This is a genomic window from Saccharothrix hoggarensis, from assembly GCF_042678885.1.
In the GTDB taxonomy this organism is placed as follows: domain Bacteria; phylum Actinomycetota; class Actinomycetes; order Mycobacteriales; family Pseudonocardiaceae; genus Actinosynnema; species Actinosynnema hoggarensis.
Window position 1 is genome coordinate 13627 of sequence record NZ_JBHTLK010000033.1, and the last position, 16570, is coordinate 30196.

Annotated in this window: 15 protein-coding genes, 1 pseudogene and 1 riboswitch; of the genes and pseudogenes, 8 read left to right on the forward strand and 8 right to left on the reverse strand. The window is 73.2% G+C overall.

What is annotated here, in order from left to right; all coding sequences use genetic code 11:
• The first annotated feature begins 47 nt into the window (after nucleotides 1-47).
• Nucleotides 48-482 (forward strand): type II toxin-antitoxin system PemK/MazF family toxin, encoded by a 435-nt coding sequence (locus ACFQ3T_RS09380; protein WP_380722374.1) that lies wholly within the window; start codon nucleotides 48-50, stop codon nucleotides 480-482.
• 158 nt (nucleotides 483-640) lie between these two features.
• Entirely contained in the window at nucleotides 641-1237 is a 597-nt protein-coding gene (locus ACFQ3T_RS09385; protein ID WP_380722376.1) for a class I SAM-dependent methyltransferase, read from the forward strand.
• A 14-nt stretch (nucleotides 1238-1251) separates the two neighbouring features.
• On the opposite strand, the gene ACFQ3T_RS09390 is transcribed toward ACFQ3T_RS09385, so the two are convergent.
• On the reverse strand, nucleotides 1252-1710 hold the full coding sequence (locus ACFQ3T_RS09390; protein WP_380722378.1) for a GNAT family N-acetyltransferase: 459 nt from the start codon (nucleotides 1708-1710) through the stop codon (nucleotides 1252-1254).
• Nucleotides 1711-1714: 4 nt separating this feature from the next.
• Nucleotides 1715-2824 carry a winged helix DNA-binding domain-containing protein gene (locus ACFQ3T_RS09395; RefSeq protein WP_380722380.1) on the reverse strand — a complete coding sequence of 370 codons (1110 nt, stop codon included), beginning with the start codon at nucleotides 2822-2824 and terminating at the stop codon, nucleotides 1715-1717.
• A 121-nt stretch (nucleotides 2825-2945) separates the two neighbouring features.
• Between ACFQ3T_RS09395 and ACFQ3T_RS09400 the strand changes: the two genes are divergently transcribed.
• Both ACFQ3T_RS09400 and ACFQ3T_RS09405 read left to right on the forward strand, forming a co-directional pair.
• Nucleotides 2946-3875, forward strand: coding sequence for an SPFH domain-containing protein (locus ACFQ3T_RS09400; protein ID WP_380722382.1), 930 nt, complete (start codon nucleotides 2946-2948; stop codon nucleotides 3873-3875).
• Nucleotide 3876: 1 nt separating this feature from the next.
• Nucleotides 3877-4074, forward strand: a complete 198-nt coding sequence (locus tag ACFQ3T_RS09405; RefSeq protein WP_380722384.1) for a hypothetical protein — start codon at nucleotides 3877-3879, stop codon at nucleotides 4072-4074.
• A 40-nt stretch (nucleotides 4075-4114) separates the two neighbouring features.
• On the opposite strand, the gene ACFQ3T_RS09410 is transcribed toward ACFQ3T_RS09405, so the two are convergent.
• The gene (locus ACFQ3T_RS09410; protein WP_380722386.1) at nucleotides 4115-4570 is read right to left on the reverse strand and encodes an MscL family protein; all 456 of its coding nucleotides are present in this window, start codon (nucleotides 4568-4570) and stop codon (nucleotides 4115-4117) included.
• Nucleotides 4571-4646: 76 nt separating this feature from the next.
• On the opposite strand from ACFQ3T_RS09410, the gene ACFQ3T_RS09415 reads away from it, so the two are divergent.
• Nucleotides 4647-5426, forward strand: coding sequence for a VOC family protein (locus tag ACFQ3T_RS09415; protein ID WP_380722388.1), 780 nt, complete (start codon nucleotides 4647-4649; stop codon nucleotides 5424-5426).
• Here the strand turns inward: ACFQ3T_RS09415 and ACFQ3T_RS09420 are convergent.
• The gene (locus ACFQ3T_RS09420) at nucleotides 5395-6198 is read right to left on the reverse strand and encodes a sulfite exporter TauE/SafE family protein (protein WP_380722390.1); all 804 of its coding nucleotides are present in this window, start codon (nucleotides 6196-6198) and stop codon (nucleotides 5395-5397) included. The two genes, ACFQ3T_RS09415 and ACFQ3T_RS09420, sit on opposite strands and share 32 nt — an antisense overlap.
• 185 nt (nucleotides 6199-6383) lie before the next feature.
• Here ACFQ3T_RS09420 and ACFQ3T_RS09425 point away from each other — a divergent pair, with 185 nt between their 5' ends.
• Complete coding sequence (locus ACFQ3T_RS09425) at nucleotides 6384-8660, forward strand: glycoside hydrolase family 3 N-terminal domain-containing protein (protein ID WP_380722392.1); 2277 nt, start codon at nucleotides 6384-6386, stop codon at nucleotides 8658-8660.
• Nucleotides 8661-8792: 132 nt separating this feature from the next.
• Nucleotides 8793-9053 (forward strand): 30S ribosomal protein S20, encoded by a 261-nt coding sequence (gene rpsT / locus ACFQ3T_RS09430; protein ID WP_380722394.1) that lies wholly within the window; start codon nucleotides 8793-8795, stop codon nucleotides 9051-9053.
• Between the two features lie 249 nt (nucleotides 9054-9302).
• On the opposite strand, the gene holA is transcribed toward rpsT, so the two are convergent.
• Nucleotides 9303-10286: a DNA polymerase III subunit delta gene (gene holA, locus ACFQ3T_RS09435; RefSeq protein WP_380722396.1), complete on the reverse strand. Its 984-nt coding sequence runs from the start codon at nucleotides 10284-10286 to the stop codon at nucleotides 9303-9305.
• A 95-nt stretch (nucleotides 10287-10381) separates the two neighbouring features.
• Nucleotides 10382-10497: riboswitch (SAM riboswitch) on the forward strand.
• An 11-nt stretch (nucleotides 10498-10508) separates the two neighbouring features.
• Here holA and thrC point away from each other — a divergent pair.
• Nucleotides 10509-11771: a threonine synthase gene (gene thrC, locus ACFQ3T_RS09440; RefSeq protein ID WP_380722398.1), complete on the forward strand. Its 1263-nt coding sequence runs from the start codon at nucleotides 10509-10511 to the stop codon at nucleotides 11769-11771.
• A gap of 604 nt (nucleotides 11772-12375) precedes the next feature.
• Here the strand turns inward: thrC and ACFQ3T_RS09445 are convergent.
• The 3 genes and pseudogenes from ACFQ3T_RS09445 to ACFQ3T_RS09455 form a co-directional block, all read right to left on the reverse strand.
• Nucleotides 12376-14652 (reverse strand): annotated as a pseudogene (locus tag ACFQ3T_RS09445) (DNA internalization-related competence protein ComEC/Rec2); the annotation flags it as partial.
• A gap of 256 nt (nucleotides 14653-14908) precedes the next feature.
• Nucleotides 14909-15634, reverse strand: a complete 726-nt coding sequence (locus tag ACFQ3T_RS09450) for a helix-hairpin-helix domain-containing protein (RefSeq protein WP_380722400.1) — start codon at nucleotides 15632-15634, stop codon at nucleotides 14909-14911.
• Between the two features lie 85 nt (nucleotides 15635-15719).
• Complete coding sequence (locus tag ACFQ3T_RS09455; RefSeq protein WP_380722402.1) at nucleotides 15720-16562, reverse strand: DegV family protein; 843 nt, start codon at nucleotides 16560-16562, stop codon at nucleotides 15720-15722.
• Nucleotides 16563-16570: the final 8 nt, after the last annotated feature.

Genomic DNA, 16570 nt, shown 5'->3' on the forward strand with positions numbered 1-16570 from the left:
GCCGTGGCGTCCCCCCTGTGCGTGACCGAGGCCATAAGCTGCCCCGCGTGTACGCGAACGGTGAGGACGCCCGCCCGGTCCGGGGCGCGGTGCGCGAGGTCCACACGGCCGCGGTGGCGGCCACCCTGGAGTACTCCCCCGACCTGGACGGGCTGGCCGACCCGGGCGAGGTGGTGTGGGCCTGGGTGCCGTTCGAGGAGGACCCGACCCGCGGCAAGGACCGGCCGCTGCTGGTCGTCGGACGCCACCGGCGGGCCCTGCTGGCCCTGATGCTGACCAGCAAGACGCCCGACCGGCACGAGGAGGACGACTGCCTCGACCTGGGCTCGGGCCGCTGGGACCGGGACAGCCGGCGCTCCTACCTGCGGTTGGACCGGGTGTTCGAGCTGGACGAGGACGACATCCGGCGCGAGGGCTCGGTGCTGGAGCCGGAGCGGTTCTCGCTGGTCGTGGACGCGCTGCGGCGGATGGGCTGGCGCTGACCCCCTGCTCCCCTGACCGCTGCCCCCTGACCGCCTGACCCGCTGACTCCCTGACCGCCTGACCGGCGTCTCCGGGGCGCATCTCCGGGGCGCATCTCCGGATCGCTCTCCGGGCGATCCCCGATGCGACCCGAACGGCGTCCGGCGACGCTGGGTGCATGGCGAGCAACCTGATGAAGGCGTTCGACGCGGCGTTCGGCCACCCGCGGGGCAAGGTGGGCGAGCTGGGCGGCCGGGTCATGGCCAAGCTGAACGCGCCGGTGGAGGAGCACGTCACGGAGGTGGCCGCTCCGACGTCCGAGGAGGTCGTGCTGGTGCTCGGCCCCGGTCCGGGCGTCGGCCTCAAGCTGGCGGGCGAGCGCGCGCTGAAGGCGATCGGCGTCGACCCGTCGCTCGTGATGCTGGACGAGTCGCGCGACCGGTGCGCGGAGCTGATCGTGGCGGGCAAGGTGGAGCTGCGCGAGGGCGCGGCGGCGCGGACCGGGCAGCCCGAGGACTCCGTGGACGTGGTGATCTCGGTCAACAACCTCCAGCTCTGGGGGAACCGGGCGGCGGCGTTCCACGAGCTGTTCCGGGTGCTGCGGCCGGGCGGGCGGCTGGTCGTGTCCGTGCACCGGTGGGCGCTGGACACGTCCGAGTACGACCTGATGCGGGAGGCCGAGGCGGCGGGCTTCACCGACGTGCGGACGTCGTTGCGCCAGTACGGCGGGGTGGTGCCGGCGGCCGTGGAGCTGTTCGCGCACGTCCCGTCGTGAGTGTGGCGCGGAGGTCAGGCGGTGAGGTCCAGCGCCATCCGGACGTGGGTCTCGTCCCGCCGGACCTCCCGCCAGCCGCGCGCGGTGTAGAAGCGCCGCGCGCGGTGGTTCTGCGCGAACACGTCGAGGCGGGCGGTGGTGAGGCCCTGGTCGCGCAGGGCGTTCATGGCGGCGGTGTGCAGGGCGAGGCCGGCGCCGCGGCCCCACCGCGCCGGGTCCACCTGGAGCTGGCCCAGCTCGCCGTCCGACGTGACCAGAGCGAACCCGGCCAGGTCGCCGTCGAGGTCGGCGCACAGCCAGGTCCGGCCGGGGCGGGCGAAGTCGAGGTCGTGGGCCCTCATGGACCGCTCCCACTCGGCCAGCTCCTCCTCGGGCAGGTGGCCCTCGTAGTAGCTGCGCCGGGCCTTGACGTAGATGTCGACGAGCGGCGACTTGTCCTCCGCGCCCGGCGCGCGCACTGTGATCGTCCCCATGAAGTCAGGGACGCGACACCGCCGGCCAGGTTGTCCGGACCTCGTGCTTGGGCGCGTCCGGCGCGAGGAACGCGAGCAGGCCGGCACCCTCCCGCTCAACCTCGTCCATTGTGGACAGACGATGGAACGGGCGGAGTTCCAGCGTGGCGACCTCCTTGGTGCGGTGGAGCTTCCAGTCACCGGCGGTGACGCCGTCGAACAGGAAGAACTGCGGCACGGGACCGTGCGGGTCGTAGTTCCGCGCCCGGACGTCCGCGGTGACGACGCGGCGGCGGTCGGCGTGCGACAGGAGGATGTTGTCGTAGTCGTAGAGGAACCGGGCCGGCGCGGGCACGTCCTCGTCCGGGCGGGGCGCGTCGGGCAGGTCGAACAGCTCCTGGCCGTCCTCGTCGCGCAGCCGGAGCAGGGGCAGCCGCTCGACCACCTCGCGCAGCCGCGTGAGCCCCGACCAGGTCTGCACGTCCTTCACCGTCGCGGGCCCGAACGCGGCCAGGTAGCGCAGCACCACGTCGTCCACGGACGGCGCCTCCGCCACCGGCGCGCCCAGCCACGTCTCGACCGGCGTGTGCGCGGTGGCGCCGCTGCGCCCCCACACCCCGCGCGGCGGCACCTGCACCAGCGGCACCAGGCAGCGGATCGCGTAGGCGAGCGCGGCGGGCGTGCGCTCGGGCCACCTCTCGTGCAGCAACGCGCCCAGTTCCTTGTTCGTGCGCGGCTTCTCGGCCAGCAGCGCGCGCCCGGCGGCCACGACGGCGTCCACGTCGAGGCCGCGCATGTCCCGGCCGTGCGTGTGGTTGCGGAACAGGTCCCGGCCGAGCGCGGGCTGCACCACCGGGCGCAGCGCGAGCGCGTCCTCGGCGACGACCAGGTGGAGCGTCGAGCGCATCAGGGCGATGCGCACGAGCCGGCGGTCCACGAGCAGGTCGGCGGCCTGGTCGGGGGTGAACCCGGCGACGCGTGACCACAGGCCCGTGTACCAGGTGTGCGGGGTCTGGGCCTGGAGCCCGACGAGGTGCGAGACGACCTCCGGCACGGTCCGGTCCGTGCGGGCCAGCAGGAACTGGCGGGCCAGGGTGGCGCGGCCGAGGGCGCGGCGGCTCAGTACCGGGGTCATGGGCCCACCGTAGGACCGATTGCGGACAGGTTCGGTCCGCATGACGGGTGCGGTTTGCCCCGCACGCTGAAAAAGTGATATCACTTTGCTAAGCGAGCGATATGAGATCGAGGGGTGGAACATGAACGCGACGGATCTGGCGGACGTGGCGGCGGTGCAGATGCCGACTCCGGTGGTTCGGGAGCGCGAGGCGCGGGCGCCGTCCGGGTGGGGCGTGCTGGGCGTCGCGGTGGTCGCGACGCTGGCGGGCGTGGCGGCGCTGGTCCTCGGCCTGGTCGCCGACGGCGGGCCGAGCGTCCCGGTGCTCGTCCTCGGCGCGGTGCTGGTGGTCGTGGGCGGCCTCGCGGGCGCCGGGCTGTTCACCGTCGCGCCGGGCGAGTCGCGGGTGCTCCAGTTCGCGGGCCGCTACACCGGCACCGTGCGGCAGGACGGCCTGAGGTGGGCGAACCCGTTCACCACGAAGGCGAAGGTGTCCACCCGCATCCGCAACCACGAGACGGCGACGTTGAAGGTCAACGACGCGGACGGCAACCCCATCGAGATCGCCGCCGTGGTGGTGTGGCAGGTCGAGGACACGGCGCGGGCCATGTTCGAGGTGGACGACTTCGTGCGGTTCGTCGGCATCCAGACCGAGACCGCGGTGCGGCACATCGCCACCAGCTACCCGTACGACAACCACGAGGAGAGCGGGCTGTCGCTGCGGGAGAACGCGGACGAGATCACCGAGACGCTGTCGCTGGAGATCGCGGCGCGGGTGCAGTCGGCCGGGGTCAAGGTCATCGAGTCCCGGCTCACGCACCTGGCCTACGCTCCGGAGATCGCGCACGCGATGCTGCAGCGCCAGCAGGCGGGCGCGGTGGTGGCGGCGCGGTCGCGGATCGTGGAGGGGGCGGTCGGCATGGTGCAGCTCGCGCTGGCCAGGCTCGCCGAGGAGGACGTGGTCGAACTGGACGAGGAGCGCAAGGCGGCGATGGTGTCGAACCTGCTGGTCGTGCTGTGCGGCGACCGATCCACCCAGCCCGTGGTCAACGCCGGGTCGCTGTACACCTGACGTGGCCGAGCGCAAGAGCGTCCTGTTGCGCCTCGACCCGGCCGTCCACGACGCGCTGGCGAGGTGGGCGAACGACGAGTTGCGCAGCACGAACGCGCAGATCGAGTTCCTGCTGCGCCGCGCGCTCGCCGAAGCCGGTCGGCTGCCCTCCGGGGCCGCCGACCAACCCCGGCGCGGTCGTCCGCGCAAGAGCGACTAGGCGTCCGCGCGAGAGCGACTAGGCGTCCGCGCGAGAGCGACTAGTAAGCGGGCGACGCGCCTTCGTCGTCGTCCACCACCTCGGGGCGGACGTCGGCGGTGCACCACTTGCACTTGTCGGCGTCCACCGCGATGAACTCCTTGCAGCGCGGGCACTCGCGGGAACCCTGCGCCCGGAAGTTGCCGAGCTTGGCCAACTTCATCAGCTTCACCAGGCCGAACAGCACCAGGCCCAGCAGCAGGAAGCTCAACAGCTCGGTCAGGAACGCGCCGTAGCGGATCTCGGCCTCGTTGACCGTGAGCACCAGCCCGCCGAAGTCCGGTTGGCCGAAGATCGCGGCGACCAGCTGCATCAGCACGTTGCCCGCCAGGCTCTCCACCAGGGCGGCGAACGCCGTGCCGATGATGAAGCCCAGCGCCAGGTCGAACATGTTGCCGCCCAGGGCGAAGCCCTTGAACTCCAACCACAGCTTCTTCACCCTCGGTGAATCGGCCATCACCGCCACCGGCCTTGAGCCACACGTTCGGGTGATCAACTCGCGGTCCGCGGCTGCCGATGCGACCGTAGGCGAGGTGAGCGAGCTGAACTCCCCGTACACGCCCGGCACGCCGGCCTGGGTCGACATGATGACCACCGACCGGCAGGCCACCATGGACTTCTACGGCGGCCTGTTCGGCTGGGACTTCGAGATCGGCGGCCCGGAGACCGGCCACTACACGATGGCCCTGGTGCGCGGCCTGCCCGTGGCCGGGTTCGGCGAGATGCCGCCGGACGCGATGTTCCCCGTGGTGTGGACGACGTACCTGGCCACCGACGACCTCGACGAGTCGATCGAGGCGCTCAGCGCCAACGGCGGCAAGGTGCTCGTGCCGGAGTTCGACACCGGCGGTCCGGGCCGCGGCGCGATCGCGGTGGACCCGTCGGGCGCGGCGTTCGGGCTGTGGGAGGCGGGCACGCACATCGGCGCTTACGTGGTGAACGAGCCGGGCGCGGTGGTGTGGAACGAGCTGGCGACGCGCGACCCGTTCGGCGCGGCGGAGTTCTACCAGCAGGTGTTCGGCGTCGGCCTCGACCCGCTGCCCGACTTCCCGTACACCCAGCTCCAGGTGGACGGCCGCGCGGTGGCGGGCATCTTCGGGATGGCCAACGAGATCCCGGCCGAGATCCCGCCGCACTGGATGACCTACTTCGCGGTGTCCGACGCCGACGCGGCGGCCGAGAAGGTCCGCGAGCTGGGCGGCGTCACGGTCGGCGACGTGGTCGAGTCGCGGTTCGGCCGGTTCACCACGGTCGGCGACCCGATGGGCGCGACGTTCCGGGTCATCCAGTCGCCGCCTTCCACCCCAGACTGACCACCAGCGCGACGACGACGGTGAGGAACACCCGGCGCACGAACGCCGATCCGCGCCGCACGGCGAGCCGCGCCCCGAACACCGCGCCCGTCACGTTGCACAGGGCGAGCACCAAACCCAGGCCCCACAACACCTTCCCGGCCGGGATGAAGTACAGGAGCGCGCCCAGGTTCGTGGCGACGTTGACGATCTTCGCGGTGGCCGAGGCGCGCAGGAACGCGAACCCGACCACACCCACCAGCAGGAACACCAGGAACGTGCCGGTGCCCGGTCCGGCCAGGCCGTCGTAGAAGCCGATCACCGCGCCGCCCGCGGCCATCAGCGCGATCTGCGCGACGCGCGCGAACCTCGGCGTCTCGGCCACGCCCAGGTGCGGCTTGCGCCACGTGTAGAGGCCGACGCCGACCAGCGCGACGAGCACCACGCCGTTCAGCACGCCGGGCGCCAACGCCCCCGCGAACGCCGCGCCGCCCACCGCGCCGACGAACGCGGCCACCGCCATCGGCAGCGCCGACCACCAGTCGACGGTCGTCTGCCGGGCGTACGTGCGCACCGCGGCGGTCGTGCCGACCACGGACGCGATCTTGTTCGTGGCCAGCGCGTACAAGGGCTGGCCGCCGGGCGCGACCAACAGCAGCGCGGGCAGTTGGATCAGCCCGCCGCCGCCGACCACCGCGTCCACCGCGCCGGCGAGGGCGGCGGCCAGGCAGAGGAACAGCAGCGCGGCGAGCGAGATCTGCCCGAAGCCGGGCCAGTCGAGAGCGGCGGTCACGGCCACCAGCGTAACCGGACACGCGTACTGCTTTATTCGATGTGACCACCGCCTCCGCTGGTGACGGGATTCGCCGCCGATCTGGGAGCGCTCCCAAATACGCCGTTCGGCCCTGTTGTGCGCTGCGTCACGCGGTGAAGGGTGATCCCGGGTGTGTCCCCTGATCCACGTGGAGGTTCTCGGTGTTGAGATCCCGCAAGCGCACCGCGCTCGGAGCGATGGTCGCGCTGGCCCTGCTGGTCACCGGAGCACAGGCCAGCGGCATCGTCGAACCACCGGGTCAGGAGTACCTGGACGCCCGCGCGCCGGTCGACCGGCGGGTCGACGACCTCCTCAAGCGCATGACGCTGGAGGAGAAGGTCGGCCAGATGACCCAGATCCGGCTGGGCAAGCTGCGCGGCAACTGCGAGTGGAACCCCGGTCCGCTGCGCGCGGACTGCATGAAGGCCGTCCTGGAGGACGCGAAGGTCGGCTCCATCCTGTCCGGCGGCGGCGACGCGCCGAACCCCAACACGCCCCGCGCGTGGGCGGAGATGACCAACGCCATCCAGAAGTACGCGCTGGACCACAGCCGGCTGCGCATCCCGCTGATCTACGGCGCGGACGGCGTGCACGGCCACTCGAACGTCGTCAGCGCCACCATGTTCCCGCACCAGATCGGCCTCGGGGCGACGTGGAACCCGGAGCTGCTGGAGCGGCTGGGCGCGTCCACCGGTCGGGCCATGCGCGCCACCGGCGTGTTCTGGAACTTCGCGCCCGTGTCCGACATCGCCCGCGACACCCGCTGGGGCCGGTACTACGAGACGTACAGCGAGGACCCCGTGCTGGCCGGTTCCCTGGCCGCGGCGAACGTGCGCGGGCAGCAGGGCGACCCGACCGACGGCACGGCGAAGCTCACCGCGACCGCCAAGCACTTCGCGGGCTACTCCGAGCCGTTCAACGGCCACGACCGGGCGCCGGCCCAGCTGCCGATCCGGTACCTCCAGGACACCGTGCTGCCCGCGTTCCAGCCGCAGTTCGACGCCGGCGTCGGCACCGTGATGATCAACTCGGGCGCGGTGAACGGCGTGCCGGCCCACGCGTCGAAGTACCTGCTCACGACGCAGCTGCGCGAGCGGATGGGCTTCCGGGGCGTGGCCATCACCGACTGGGAGGACATCCGGTTCCTGGTGGACCGCTACCACGTGGCGGCGGACTACGAGGAGGCCATCGCGATGGCCGTCAACGCCGGCGTGGACATGGCGATGGAGCCGTCCAACGCGGCGGAGTTCACCGCCGGGCTGCTGGCGGGCGTGCGCGGCGGCGCGATCCCCGGCAAGCGGATCGACCAGGCCGTGCGGCGCATCCTGAAGCTCAAGTTCGACCTCGGGCTGTTCGAGAAGCCGTTCGTGGACCCGGAGCGGGCCGACGCGATCGTGAACGACGCCGACCGCCCCCTGGCCCGGCAGGCCGCGGCGGAGAGCACCGTGCTGCTGCGCAACGACGGCGTGCTGCCCCTGTCGACCGGCGCCGGCAAGCTCGTCGTGACCGGTGACGCGGCCGACTCGGTGGCCCGGCAGCTCGGCGGCTGGACCGTCGGCTGGCAGGGCGTGCCGACCTGGTCCCCGCTGCCCCCGACGGTGACGGTGCTGCAGGGCATCCGGGCCGCCGCGCCGTCCGCCAACGTGGTGAGCGCCCCGACGCGGGCCGAGGCGGTCGCGCAGGCCGGTGACGCCGACGCCGTCGTCGTGGTGCTCGGCGAGGACCCCGGCGCGGAGGGCGAGGCCGACACCGAGGCCCCGGCGCTGACCGCGGACCAGCAGGGGCTCGTGGACGCCGTGCGGGCGACCGGCAAGCCCGTCGTCGTGGTGCTGCTCACCGGCCGGCCGCAGGTGCTCGGCACGGTGGCCGACGCGCCCGCGCTGGTCGCGGGCTGGCTGCCCGGCTCCGAGGGCGGCGGCGCGATCGCCGACGTGCTGTTCGGCGCCGTCAACCCCAGCGGCAAGCTGCCCGTGTCGTGGCCGAAGACCGTCGGTGACCAGCCGTTCTCGTACGACCAGCTGCGTGGCGCCAACGCCGGCGAGAGCTCCGCGTACGACCCGGCGTTCGCGTTCGGGCACGGCCTGTCGTACACCACGTTCACCACGTCCGCGCCGACGGTGAAGTCCGCCGAGGCGCGCCGCGACGACCAGGTGAAGGTGTCGGTGACCGTCGCCAACACCGGTCAGCGGGACGGGACGCTCGTCGTGCCGGTGTACGTGCACCAGCCGGTCAGCAAGGTGCTGACGCCGGACCGTCGCCTGGTCGGCTTCACCCGGGTCGCGCTGAAGGCGGGCGAGCAGCGGACCGTCGAGGTGGCGTTCGACGTGAAGCGCCTCGCCGTGACCGCGGGCGACATGGACGGCTCCGGCAAGCCCGAGGTGGCCAAGGGCGACTACGACGTCGTCGTCGGTGACGGGAGGGCTCGATTCACGGTGCGGTGAGCTGCCCTGATATCCTTCCAGGCCGTACCCGCGCGGCATTCCGCTGTGGAGGAAAACCGCCCCTGATCCCAGGGGGCGGAGCCGGTGACAAGCGCGGTACGACCCCTGGACCGAGGAAAAGGTGGCTTTCGCGTGGCGAACATCAAGTCCCAGCTGAAGCGGATCAAGACCAACGAGAAGGCGCGCCTGCGCAACAAGGCCGTCAAGTCGTCGCTCAAGACCGCGATCCGCAAGTTCCGTGAGGCCGCCGAGGCCGGTGACAAGGAGAAGGCCGTCGCGCTGGCGCAGGACGCCTCGCGCAAGCTCGACAAGGCCGTCTCCAAGGGCGTGATCCACGCCAACCAGGCCGCCAACAAGAAGTCGGCGCTGGCCAAGCGCGCCAACCAGATCTGATCTGGACCTGAGCAAGCCGAAGGCGCCGCTCGCCCCGCACGGGGCGGGCGGCGCTTTCACATGCCCACCCAGGGCCGCCAGCCGGGTGCCGTGGCGGGGGATCCGGAGAGGGCCGGTTCGCCGTCAGGCACGGCTCGCGGCGAGGTGGGTCCCGCCGTTGGCGGTTCGCCGGGTTGTCGGTTCGCGGCGACGTGAGGTCTGCCGTGGAGCCGGGGCGACCGCGGGGCCGGGCGGTTGCGGGACGGGAGGTTAGCGGCGGCCGTGGGCGGCGACGATCTTCAGCACGGCGCGTTCCAGGGCGTAGCCCGAGTCGGCCGCGACGCCCTTCACGTCGGCGTTGAGGTCGGCGACCACCGCCATCGCCGCCGCGATGCCCCGGTCGTCCCAGCCGCGCGACTGCCCCTGCGCCTTCTTCACCTTCCACGGCGGCATGCCGAGTTCACCCGCGAGCTTGAACGGGTCGCCCCGGCCGACCGCCGACACCCGCGCGATCGTCCGGACCGCGTCGGCGAGCGCGTCGGCGACCAGCACGTGCGGCACGCCGAGCTGGATCGCCCAGCGCAACGCCTCCAGCGCGCCGGCCCGGTCGCCCATCACCGCCTTCTCCGCCACCGCGAAGCCGGTCACCTCGGCCCTGCCCCGGTGGTAGCGGCGGACGGCTTCGGCGTCGACCTTGCCGGCGGTGTCGGCGACCAGTTGCGAGGCGGCCGCGGCCAGCTCGCGCAGGTCTGACCCGACCGCCTCGATCAGCGCCGCGACGGCCTCCGGGTCGGCCTTGCCGCCACCGGCCGAACGGATCTCGTTGCGCACGAACGCCTCGCGGTCCGCGGCCTTGGTGATCTTCGGGCACTCGGTCACCCGGGCGCCCGCCTTGCGCAGCGCGCCCGGCAGGTCCTTGGCCACCTTGCTGCGCCCGCCGCCGGTGTGGATGACGACCAGCGTCACCCCGTCGGCCGGCGCCTTGGCGTAGGCGACGACCGCGTCGGCGATCTCCTTGCCCACCTCCTGCGCCGCCTCCAGGGCGATGACGCGCCCCTCGGCGAACAGCGACGGGCTCACCAGTTCGGCCAGCTCAGGCACGGTGAGATCCGTCACGCGAACCCTGGTCAGGTCGGCCTGGGAATCGAGCTTCCGGGCCGCGTCCAGCGCACCGCGCACCGCGCGCTCGACCAGCAACTCCTCCTCGCCGATGATCAGGTGCACGGCGTTGGACGCGTCAGCGGGCGAACTCACGGCGCGATCCTCCCACGGTCGACCGACGTCCGGATGGTGGACGTCGCTGGCTGAGGGTCGGGATCGTGACGTACTTTGACGGCACAACTGAATACCGCTCATCCAGAGGGGCAGAGGGATCGGCCCGAAGAAGCCCCGGCAACCCGTCGTTCAGCGTGCGCTGGCGACCACGGTGCCAATTCCGACCCGCGACGCGCGGGAAAGATGAGGAGATACCTCGCGATGACTGCTGTCAGTGTGCCCTCGGCCACCACCTCCTTCGACCTCGGTCCTGCCCGGGCACTGTCCTGTCGCGAATGCGGGCACGAGACGCCGCTCGCCCCCGAGTACGCCTGTCTTGAGTGTTTCGGGCCGCTGGAAGTGGCCTACGACTTCGGCCGGGTCCGCCGTGAGGACATCGAAGCCGGCCCCCGGTCGATCTGGCGCTACCGCGGCCTCCTCCCCGTTCCGTCCAACGTGGAGTCGCACCCCAACACCAACCCCGGCGCCACCCGCCTGGTCGAGGCCGACCGCCTCGCCAAGGCGCTGGGCGTGCGCAAGGTCTGGGTGAAGGACGACACCGGCAACCCGACCCACTCGTTCAAGGACCGCGTCGTCGGCGTCGCCCTCGCCGCCGCCCGCGAGCTCGGCTTCAAGGTCCTGGCCTGCCCGTCCACCGGCAACCTCGCCAACGCCGTCGCCGCCGCCGCGGCCCGCGCCGGCTGGCAGTCGGTGGTCCTGGTGCCGTCCAGCCTGGAGCGGGCGAAGATCCTCATGACCGCCGTGTACGGCGGCAACCTGATCACCGTCGACGGCAACTACGACGACGTGAACCGGCTGGCCCAGGAACTGGCGGCCGAGCACGAGGACTGGGCGTTCGTCAACGTCAACGTCCGCCCCTACTACGCCGAGGGCTCCAAGACGCTCGGCTACGAGGTCGCCGAGCAGCTCGGCTGGCGGCTGCCCGACCAGATCGTGGTGCCCATCGCGTCCGGCTCCCAGTTGACCAAGGTCGACAAGGCGTTCCGCGAGCTGGGCAGCCTCGGCCTGGTCGAGGAGACCCCGTACCGGGTGTTCGGCGCGCAGGCCACCGGCTGCTCCCCCGTCTCGGCCGCCTACAAGGCGGGCCTGGACGTGGTCACCCCGGTCCGCCCGGACACCATCGCCCGCTCGCTGGCCATCGGCGCCCCCGCCGACGGGCCCTACGTGCTGGACGCCGTCCGCCGCACCAACGGCGCGATCGAGGACGTCACGGACGAAGAGGTCGTCGAGGGCATCCGCCTCCTGGCCCGCACCGAGGGCATCTTCGCCGAGACCGCCGGCGGCGTGACCGTGGCGACCGCGAAGAAGCTCATCGAGACCGGTCAGCTCGACCCGGACGGCGAGACGGTGCTGCTGATCACCGGCGACGGCCTGAAGACCCTCGACGCGCTCGGCGACCGCGTCGGCCCGCGGGCCAACGTCCCGCCGTCGGCGGAGGCCGTGCTGAAGGCGCTCCAGGACTGAGTCCACCCGGCCCGCCGCCGGTCTGCCGCCGGCGGGCCGGCCCAGGGCGTGCGGTGACGGCGGCGGTCGCGGCGCGGGCGGTCACAGGGCGATCCGGGAGGAACGCAGCCAGCCGGTGCGGGGGAACGCCGCCAGTTCCGGCAGGACGTGCGGACCCACCTGCTCGGTGACCACGCGCCAGGCGGTCAGCAGTTGGGGCCACGGGCGTTTCTCCTTCTCCTGGTTGTAGCGCTCGGCGTGCCACTCCTCCGGTGACATGGACAGGTCGGCGTCGAACAGGGCGTCGGCGACCAGGCGGTAGGCGGCGGTGGCCGACGGCACCTGCGCCAGGCGGATCACCCCGGTCGTGGTCGCGCGGGCGACGATGCCGCGTCCACCTCCGCGCAGGTCCTCGCACACGTAGTAGGTGAAGCCGGGACGCAGTTCGTCGCGCGGCCACGGCTGGGCGGTGTACCCGGGCTGCCACAGCGCCCACCCCACCGCCCGGTCGCCGTTGTTCCGCACCCAGCCCGCGTGCAGTCGGATCCAAACGTCGTTCTTCATGGTTCTCCCCTTGTCCGTTGGGTCGTGCGTTGCCTTGTCCAGCGCTCTGCCCGTGGTCGGTCGGCCCGCCCCGGCGGGCGACCCGCGGCCCGTCCGGGCCGGTGAGGACGGCGGTGTCGCCGTCCCGGTCGGTGCGCAGCACCAGCGCGCCTTGCCTGGTGAGGGCGTCGACCAGCACGCCGCTCGGGTGGCCGTAGCGGTTGCGCGCACCGACGCTCACCAGGGCGATCCGCGGCCGCACCGCCGCCAGGAACTCCGGCGACGAGTACCGCGAACCGTGGTGCGGCACCTTCAGCACGTCCGCCCGCAGGTCGACGTGCCCGCCGAGCAGGTCCGCCTGCCCGGCCAACTCGATGTCGCCGGTCAACAGCACCCGGCCGGCCGGGGTCGTGGCCCGCAGCACCAGCGACGCGTCGTTGACCGCCGTGTTCGTCCCGCCCATCGGGTCCGCCCGCGGACCCAGCACGTCGAGGTCCAGACCCGGCCAGCTCATCCGCTGCCCGGCGCCCAGCTCGACCACGCGGACACCCGCAGCCCGCGCCCGACCCCGAACCTCCTCCCACGCCCACTCCGGTTGCCGCGACGGCCCCACGGCCACCGCGCCCACGCCCCGCTCCGCCAGCACCGCGGCCAACCCGCCGACGTGGTCGGCGTGCAGGTGGCTGAGGACCACCAGCGGGATGCGCCGCACCCCGAGCCGGCGCAGGCACGACAGCACCGGCACCGGGTCCGGGCCGGTGTCCACGAGCACCACCCGGTCACGCTCGGTGGTGGCCAGCACCACCGCGTCGCCCTGCCCCACGTCGCAGGCCACCACCGACCAGCCCGGCACGGGCCAACCGGGTGAGACCACCCCCACGGGGACGGCCACCACCACCGCACCGATCACCGCGGCCACCACCAGCGTCCGCACCCGGCGCAGCCTGGTGATCGCGTAGCCGACCACCAGCACCACGGCCAGCAACGCCCCGCCGGCCCACCCGCCCGGCCACCCGACCGCCGCGCCCGGCACCGCCGCCGCGTGCCGGCCGACGGTGATCAGCCAGCTCGCCGCCGGACCCGCCACCTCGACCACGAGCCGTGCCACCGGTTCGTTCACCTGCGCCAGCACGGCGGCCAGCACGCCGAGCACCGTCGCCGGGGCGACCACCGGCGCCACCAGCAGGTTCGCCAGCACCGCGACCAGGCTCACCTGCCCGGACAGGCCTGCGACCAGCGGCGCGGTCGCCAGGTTGGCGGCCATCGGCACCGCCAGCGCCTCGGCGAGTCCGACCGGGACGCCGCGCTCCTTCATCGCGACGGCCCACCTCGGCGCGAGGAGCACCAGCGCCGCCGTCGCCACGACCGACAGCCCGAACCCCGGTTCGGTGGCCAGTTCCGGGTCGTAGAGGACCAGGACCACCACCGCGGCCGCGAGCGCCGGCAACGCCGACCGCTCCCGCCCCAGCACCAGCGCGAGCAACGCCACCGCGCCCATCACGGCCGCCCGCAGCACACTGGGCTCCGGCCCAGCCAACACCACGAACCCGACCAGCGCGACCATCGCACCCGCCGCGCAGCCGCGAGGGCCAGCCCGGAGCAGCCTCAGCAGCAACAGGACCGCTCCGCACAAGATCGCCAGGTTGGCGCCGCTGACGGCCAGCACGTGGGCGAGGCCGGCGGTCCGGAACTCCTCGATCACCCTGGGCGAGAGACCGGAGGTGTCGCCGACGACGAGCGCGGGCAGCAGCCCGGCCGGCTCCGGGTCGAGCGCGGTGCTCGCGCGGCGCAGCCCGGCGCGGACGTCTTCGGCCACGCGTTGCCACAGCGGCGCTTCGGTCACCTCCCGCGGAGGGCCGCGGACCCTCAGCACCGCAACGGTCAGCTCGCCTCCCCGCGGCGGGGCGAGGGTGCCGCGGGCGGTGACTTCCTGGCCTGGCAACAAGGTCCGCCACCGCGCCGCCGGGGCGAGCACGGCGATCCGGGCGCCGTCGTCGAGCGTCGCGCGGACCAGCACGAGGTCGACGCCTCCGGCCCGCGAGCCGAAACCGCTGGAGCGCAAGCCGTGCGGCCGGTCGTCGAGTTCGAAGTGGACGGTGGTGGGCGTTCCGCTCCCGGCTGCCGCGCGGAGTGGGTGGTGAGCCGCGCTGTGGACCTGCACGCCGATCCAGCACGCGGCCACCGGAGCCGCGACCGCCACCGCGACCGCCGCCGGTCGCCACGGCCGCAGTGCCAGGCCGCCGATGACGGCGGCGGCCAAACCGACCACGACCGCCGCCCACCAGGCCCAGAGCAGCCCGGCGATGGCCGTCGCCCACACCGCGAGCGCGGCCGGGACGAGGTGCGCGCGGGGGTTCACGACCCCGCCCAGCGGAGCGGCGACCGTCCCGCGGTGGAACGGCACGTGCGGGTGGCGGCAACCCGGCGGACGAAGACGGGCAGGCGGCGGGCGCGGTCGAACAGTTGACGGATGCGGTGGCGGTGATCGGGGTGGTTCCTGCGCCCTCCACGCCGGACGTGGGGCCGGCGGGAGAGGAGGCGGCGGAAGAAGTCGAGGCGAGTCGGAGTCATGGCGTGCTCCTGGGTGAGGGGTGGAGGAGATGGCGCGCGAGGCGTCAGAGGCGGACCAGGTCGCGGAGCTTGGCGAGCTTCGCGTCGCCGATGCCCTCGATCTCGCCCAGCTGCTCCAAGGACGTGAAGGGGCCGCGTTTCTGCCTTCGGTCGACGATGCGCTGCGCCGTCACCGGGCCGACGCCCGGCAACGTGTCGAGCTGGTCCTTGGTGGCGGTGTTCACGTTCAGCGGCGCGGTGGCCGGGCCTTCCGGCAGCGGGGCCGGGATGCCCACGGCGATCTGCTCGCCGTCGGCGACCTTGCGGGCGAGGTTGAGCGCGGTCAGGTCGGCGCCGGGGTTGGCTCCGCCCGCCGCCTGGAGCGCGTCGGCCACCCTGGCGCCGCTGGGCACGGTCACCAGTCCCGGCGTGGGCACCTGGCCCACGACGTTGACCACCAGCTGTTCGACGCTGTGGGTCACGGCGGCGGCCTCGGCCACCGGGAGGTCGGGTGGGACCTCCGGGAGCGGGCGCTGCCACCACAGGGCCAGGGCAACCGCCAGCGCGACGCCCGCCATGACGCCCGCGACGAGGACTCGGCGGCGGTGTGGGAGGGCCTGCTCCGGCAGCCAGCGGCGCAGCAGGCGGCGGAGGGAGCCGGGCGGGCTCGAGCCGCCGTCCGACGAGACGAAGACGAGCGTCTCGGCGTCGGAGGCCCGGTGTCTGCCCCGCTCCTGCGAGATGAGGGCTTTGAGACGGGCTGCTGTGGTTTCCGGTTTGCGGTCGAACATGTGGTCGACGTTAGGCCGGGTGGACCAGGGCGTGCGGCGGCGATCGGGAATCTGTGGACAACTCGGAAATGATGGATAAAGCGGGCTAGGAATAGCCTCCGGGCAGGACCACCACGCCAAGCACACCGGGGCCCGTGTGCGCGCCGATCACGGCTCCCACCTCGGAAATCAGGCAGCCGGTCGAGCCGGGGACGCGTTCGTCGAGCCGGGTCGCGAGTTCCGCCGCGCGCTCCGGCGCGGCCAAGTGGTGGACAGCCAGGCCGACCGGCCCGGAACCCGCCGCCGACGCCGCCAGGTCGACCAGGCGGCCGATCGCCCGGCTCATCGTGCGCACCTTCTCCAGCGGCACGATCCGGCCGTCGTCGACGTGCAGCAGCGGCTTCACCGCCAGCGCGGTCCCGACCAGGGCCGCGGCGGCGCCGATCCGGCCGCCCCGCCGCAGGTGGTCGAGCGTTTCCACGCAGAAGAACATCTTGACGCGCGCCGCCGCCGCCGCGGCCGCTTCCTCCGCGCACGCGCCGTCGCCGCCGGCCGCACTCGCGGCCAGCGCGGCGAAACCCAGCCCCATGCCCGTGGCCCGCGAGTCGACCACCCTGATCCGGGTCGGGTCGACCTCCTCGGCGGCCAGCCGGGCGGCCTCCCACGTGCCCGACAGGTCACGGGACAGGTGCACGGACACCACCGAGTCGGCGCCCTCCGCGAGAACCGAGCGGTACACCTCGGCCAGCTCGCCGGGCGTCGGCCGCGACGTGGTCACCCGGCGGTGCTCGCCGAGTGCCGCCGCCAGCTCCACCGGACCGAAGTCGACGCCGTCCAGCCTGCTGCGACCGTCCACGGCGACGTGCAGCGGCACGATCCTGATCCCGTGCCGCTCGGCGAACCCCTCGGGCAGGTACGCCGTGGAGTCGGTGACGATCGTGGTGGACACGAGTGCCG

Coding starts and splice junctions, on each gene's coding strand:
- ACFQ3T_RS09390 (WP_380722378.1), bottom strand. CDS start 1,710: ATGGGGACGATCACAGTGCGCGCGCCGGGCGCGGAGGACAAGTCGCCG.
- thrC (WP_380722398.1), top strand. CDS start 10,509: ATGACTGCTGTCAGTGTGCCCTCGGCCACCACCTCCTTCGACCTCGGT.
- ACFQ3T_RS09395 (WP_380722380.1), bottom strand. CDS start 2,824: ATGACCCCGGTACTGAGCCGCCGCGCCCTCGGCCGCGCCACCCTGGCC.
- ACFQ3T_RS09385 (WP_380722376.1), top strand. CDS start 641: ATGGCGAGCAACCTGATGAAGGCGTTCGACGCGGCGTTCGGCCACCCG.
- ACFQ3T_RS09410 (WP_380722386.1), bottom strand. CDS start 4,570: ATGGCCGATTCACCGAGGGTGAAGAAGCTGTGGTTGGAGTTCAAGGGC.
- ACFQ3T_RS09400 (WP_380722382.1), top strand. CDS start 2,946: ATGAACGCGACGGATCTGGCGGACGTGGCGGCGGTGCAGATGCCGACT.
- ACFQ3T_RS09450 (WP_380722400.1), bottom strand. CDS start 15,634: ATGTTCGACCGCAAACCGGAAACCACAGCAGCCCGTCTCAAAGCCCTC.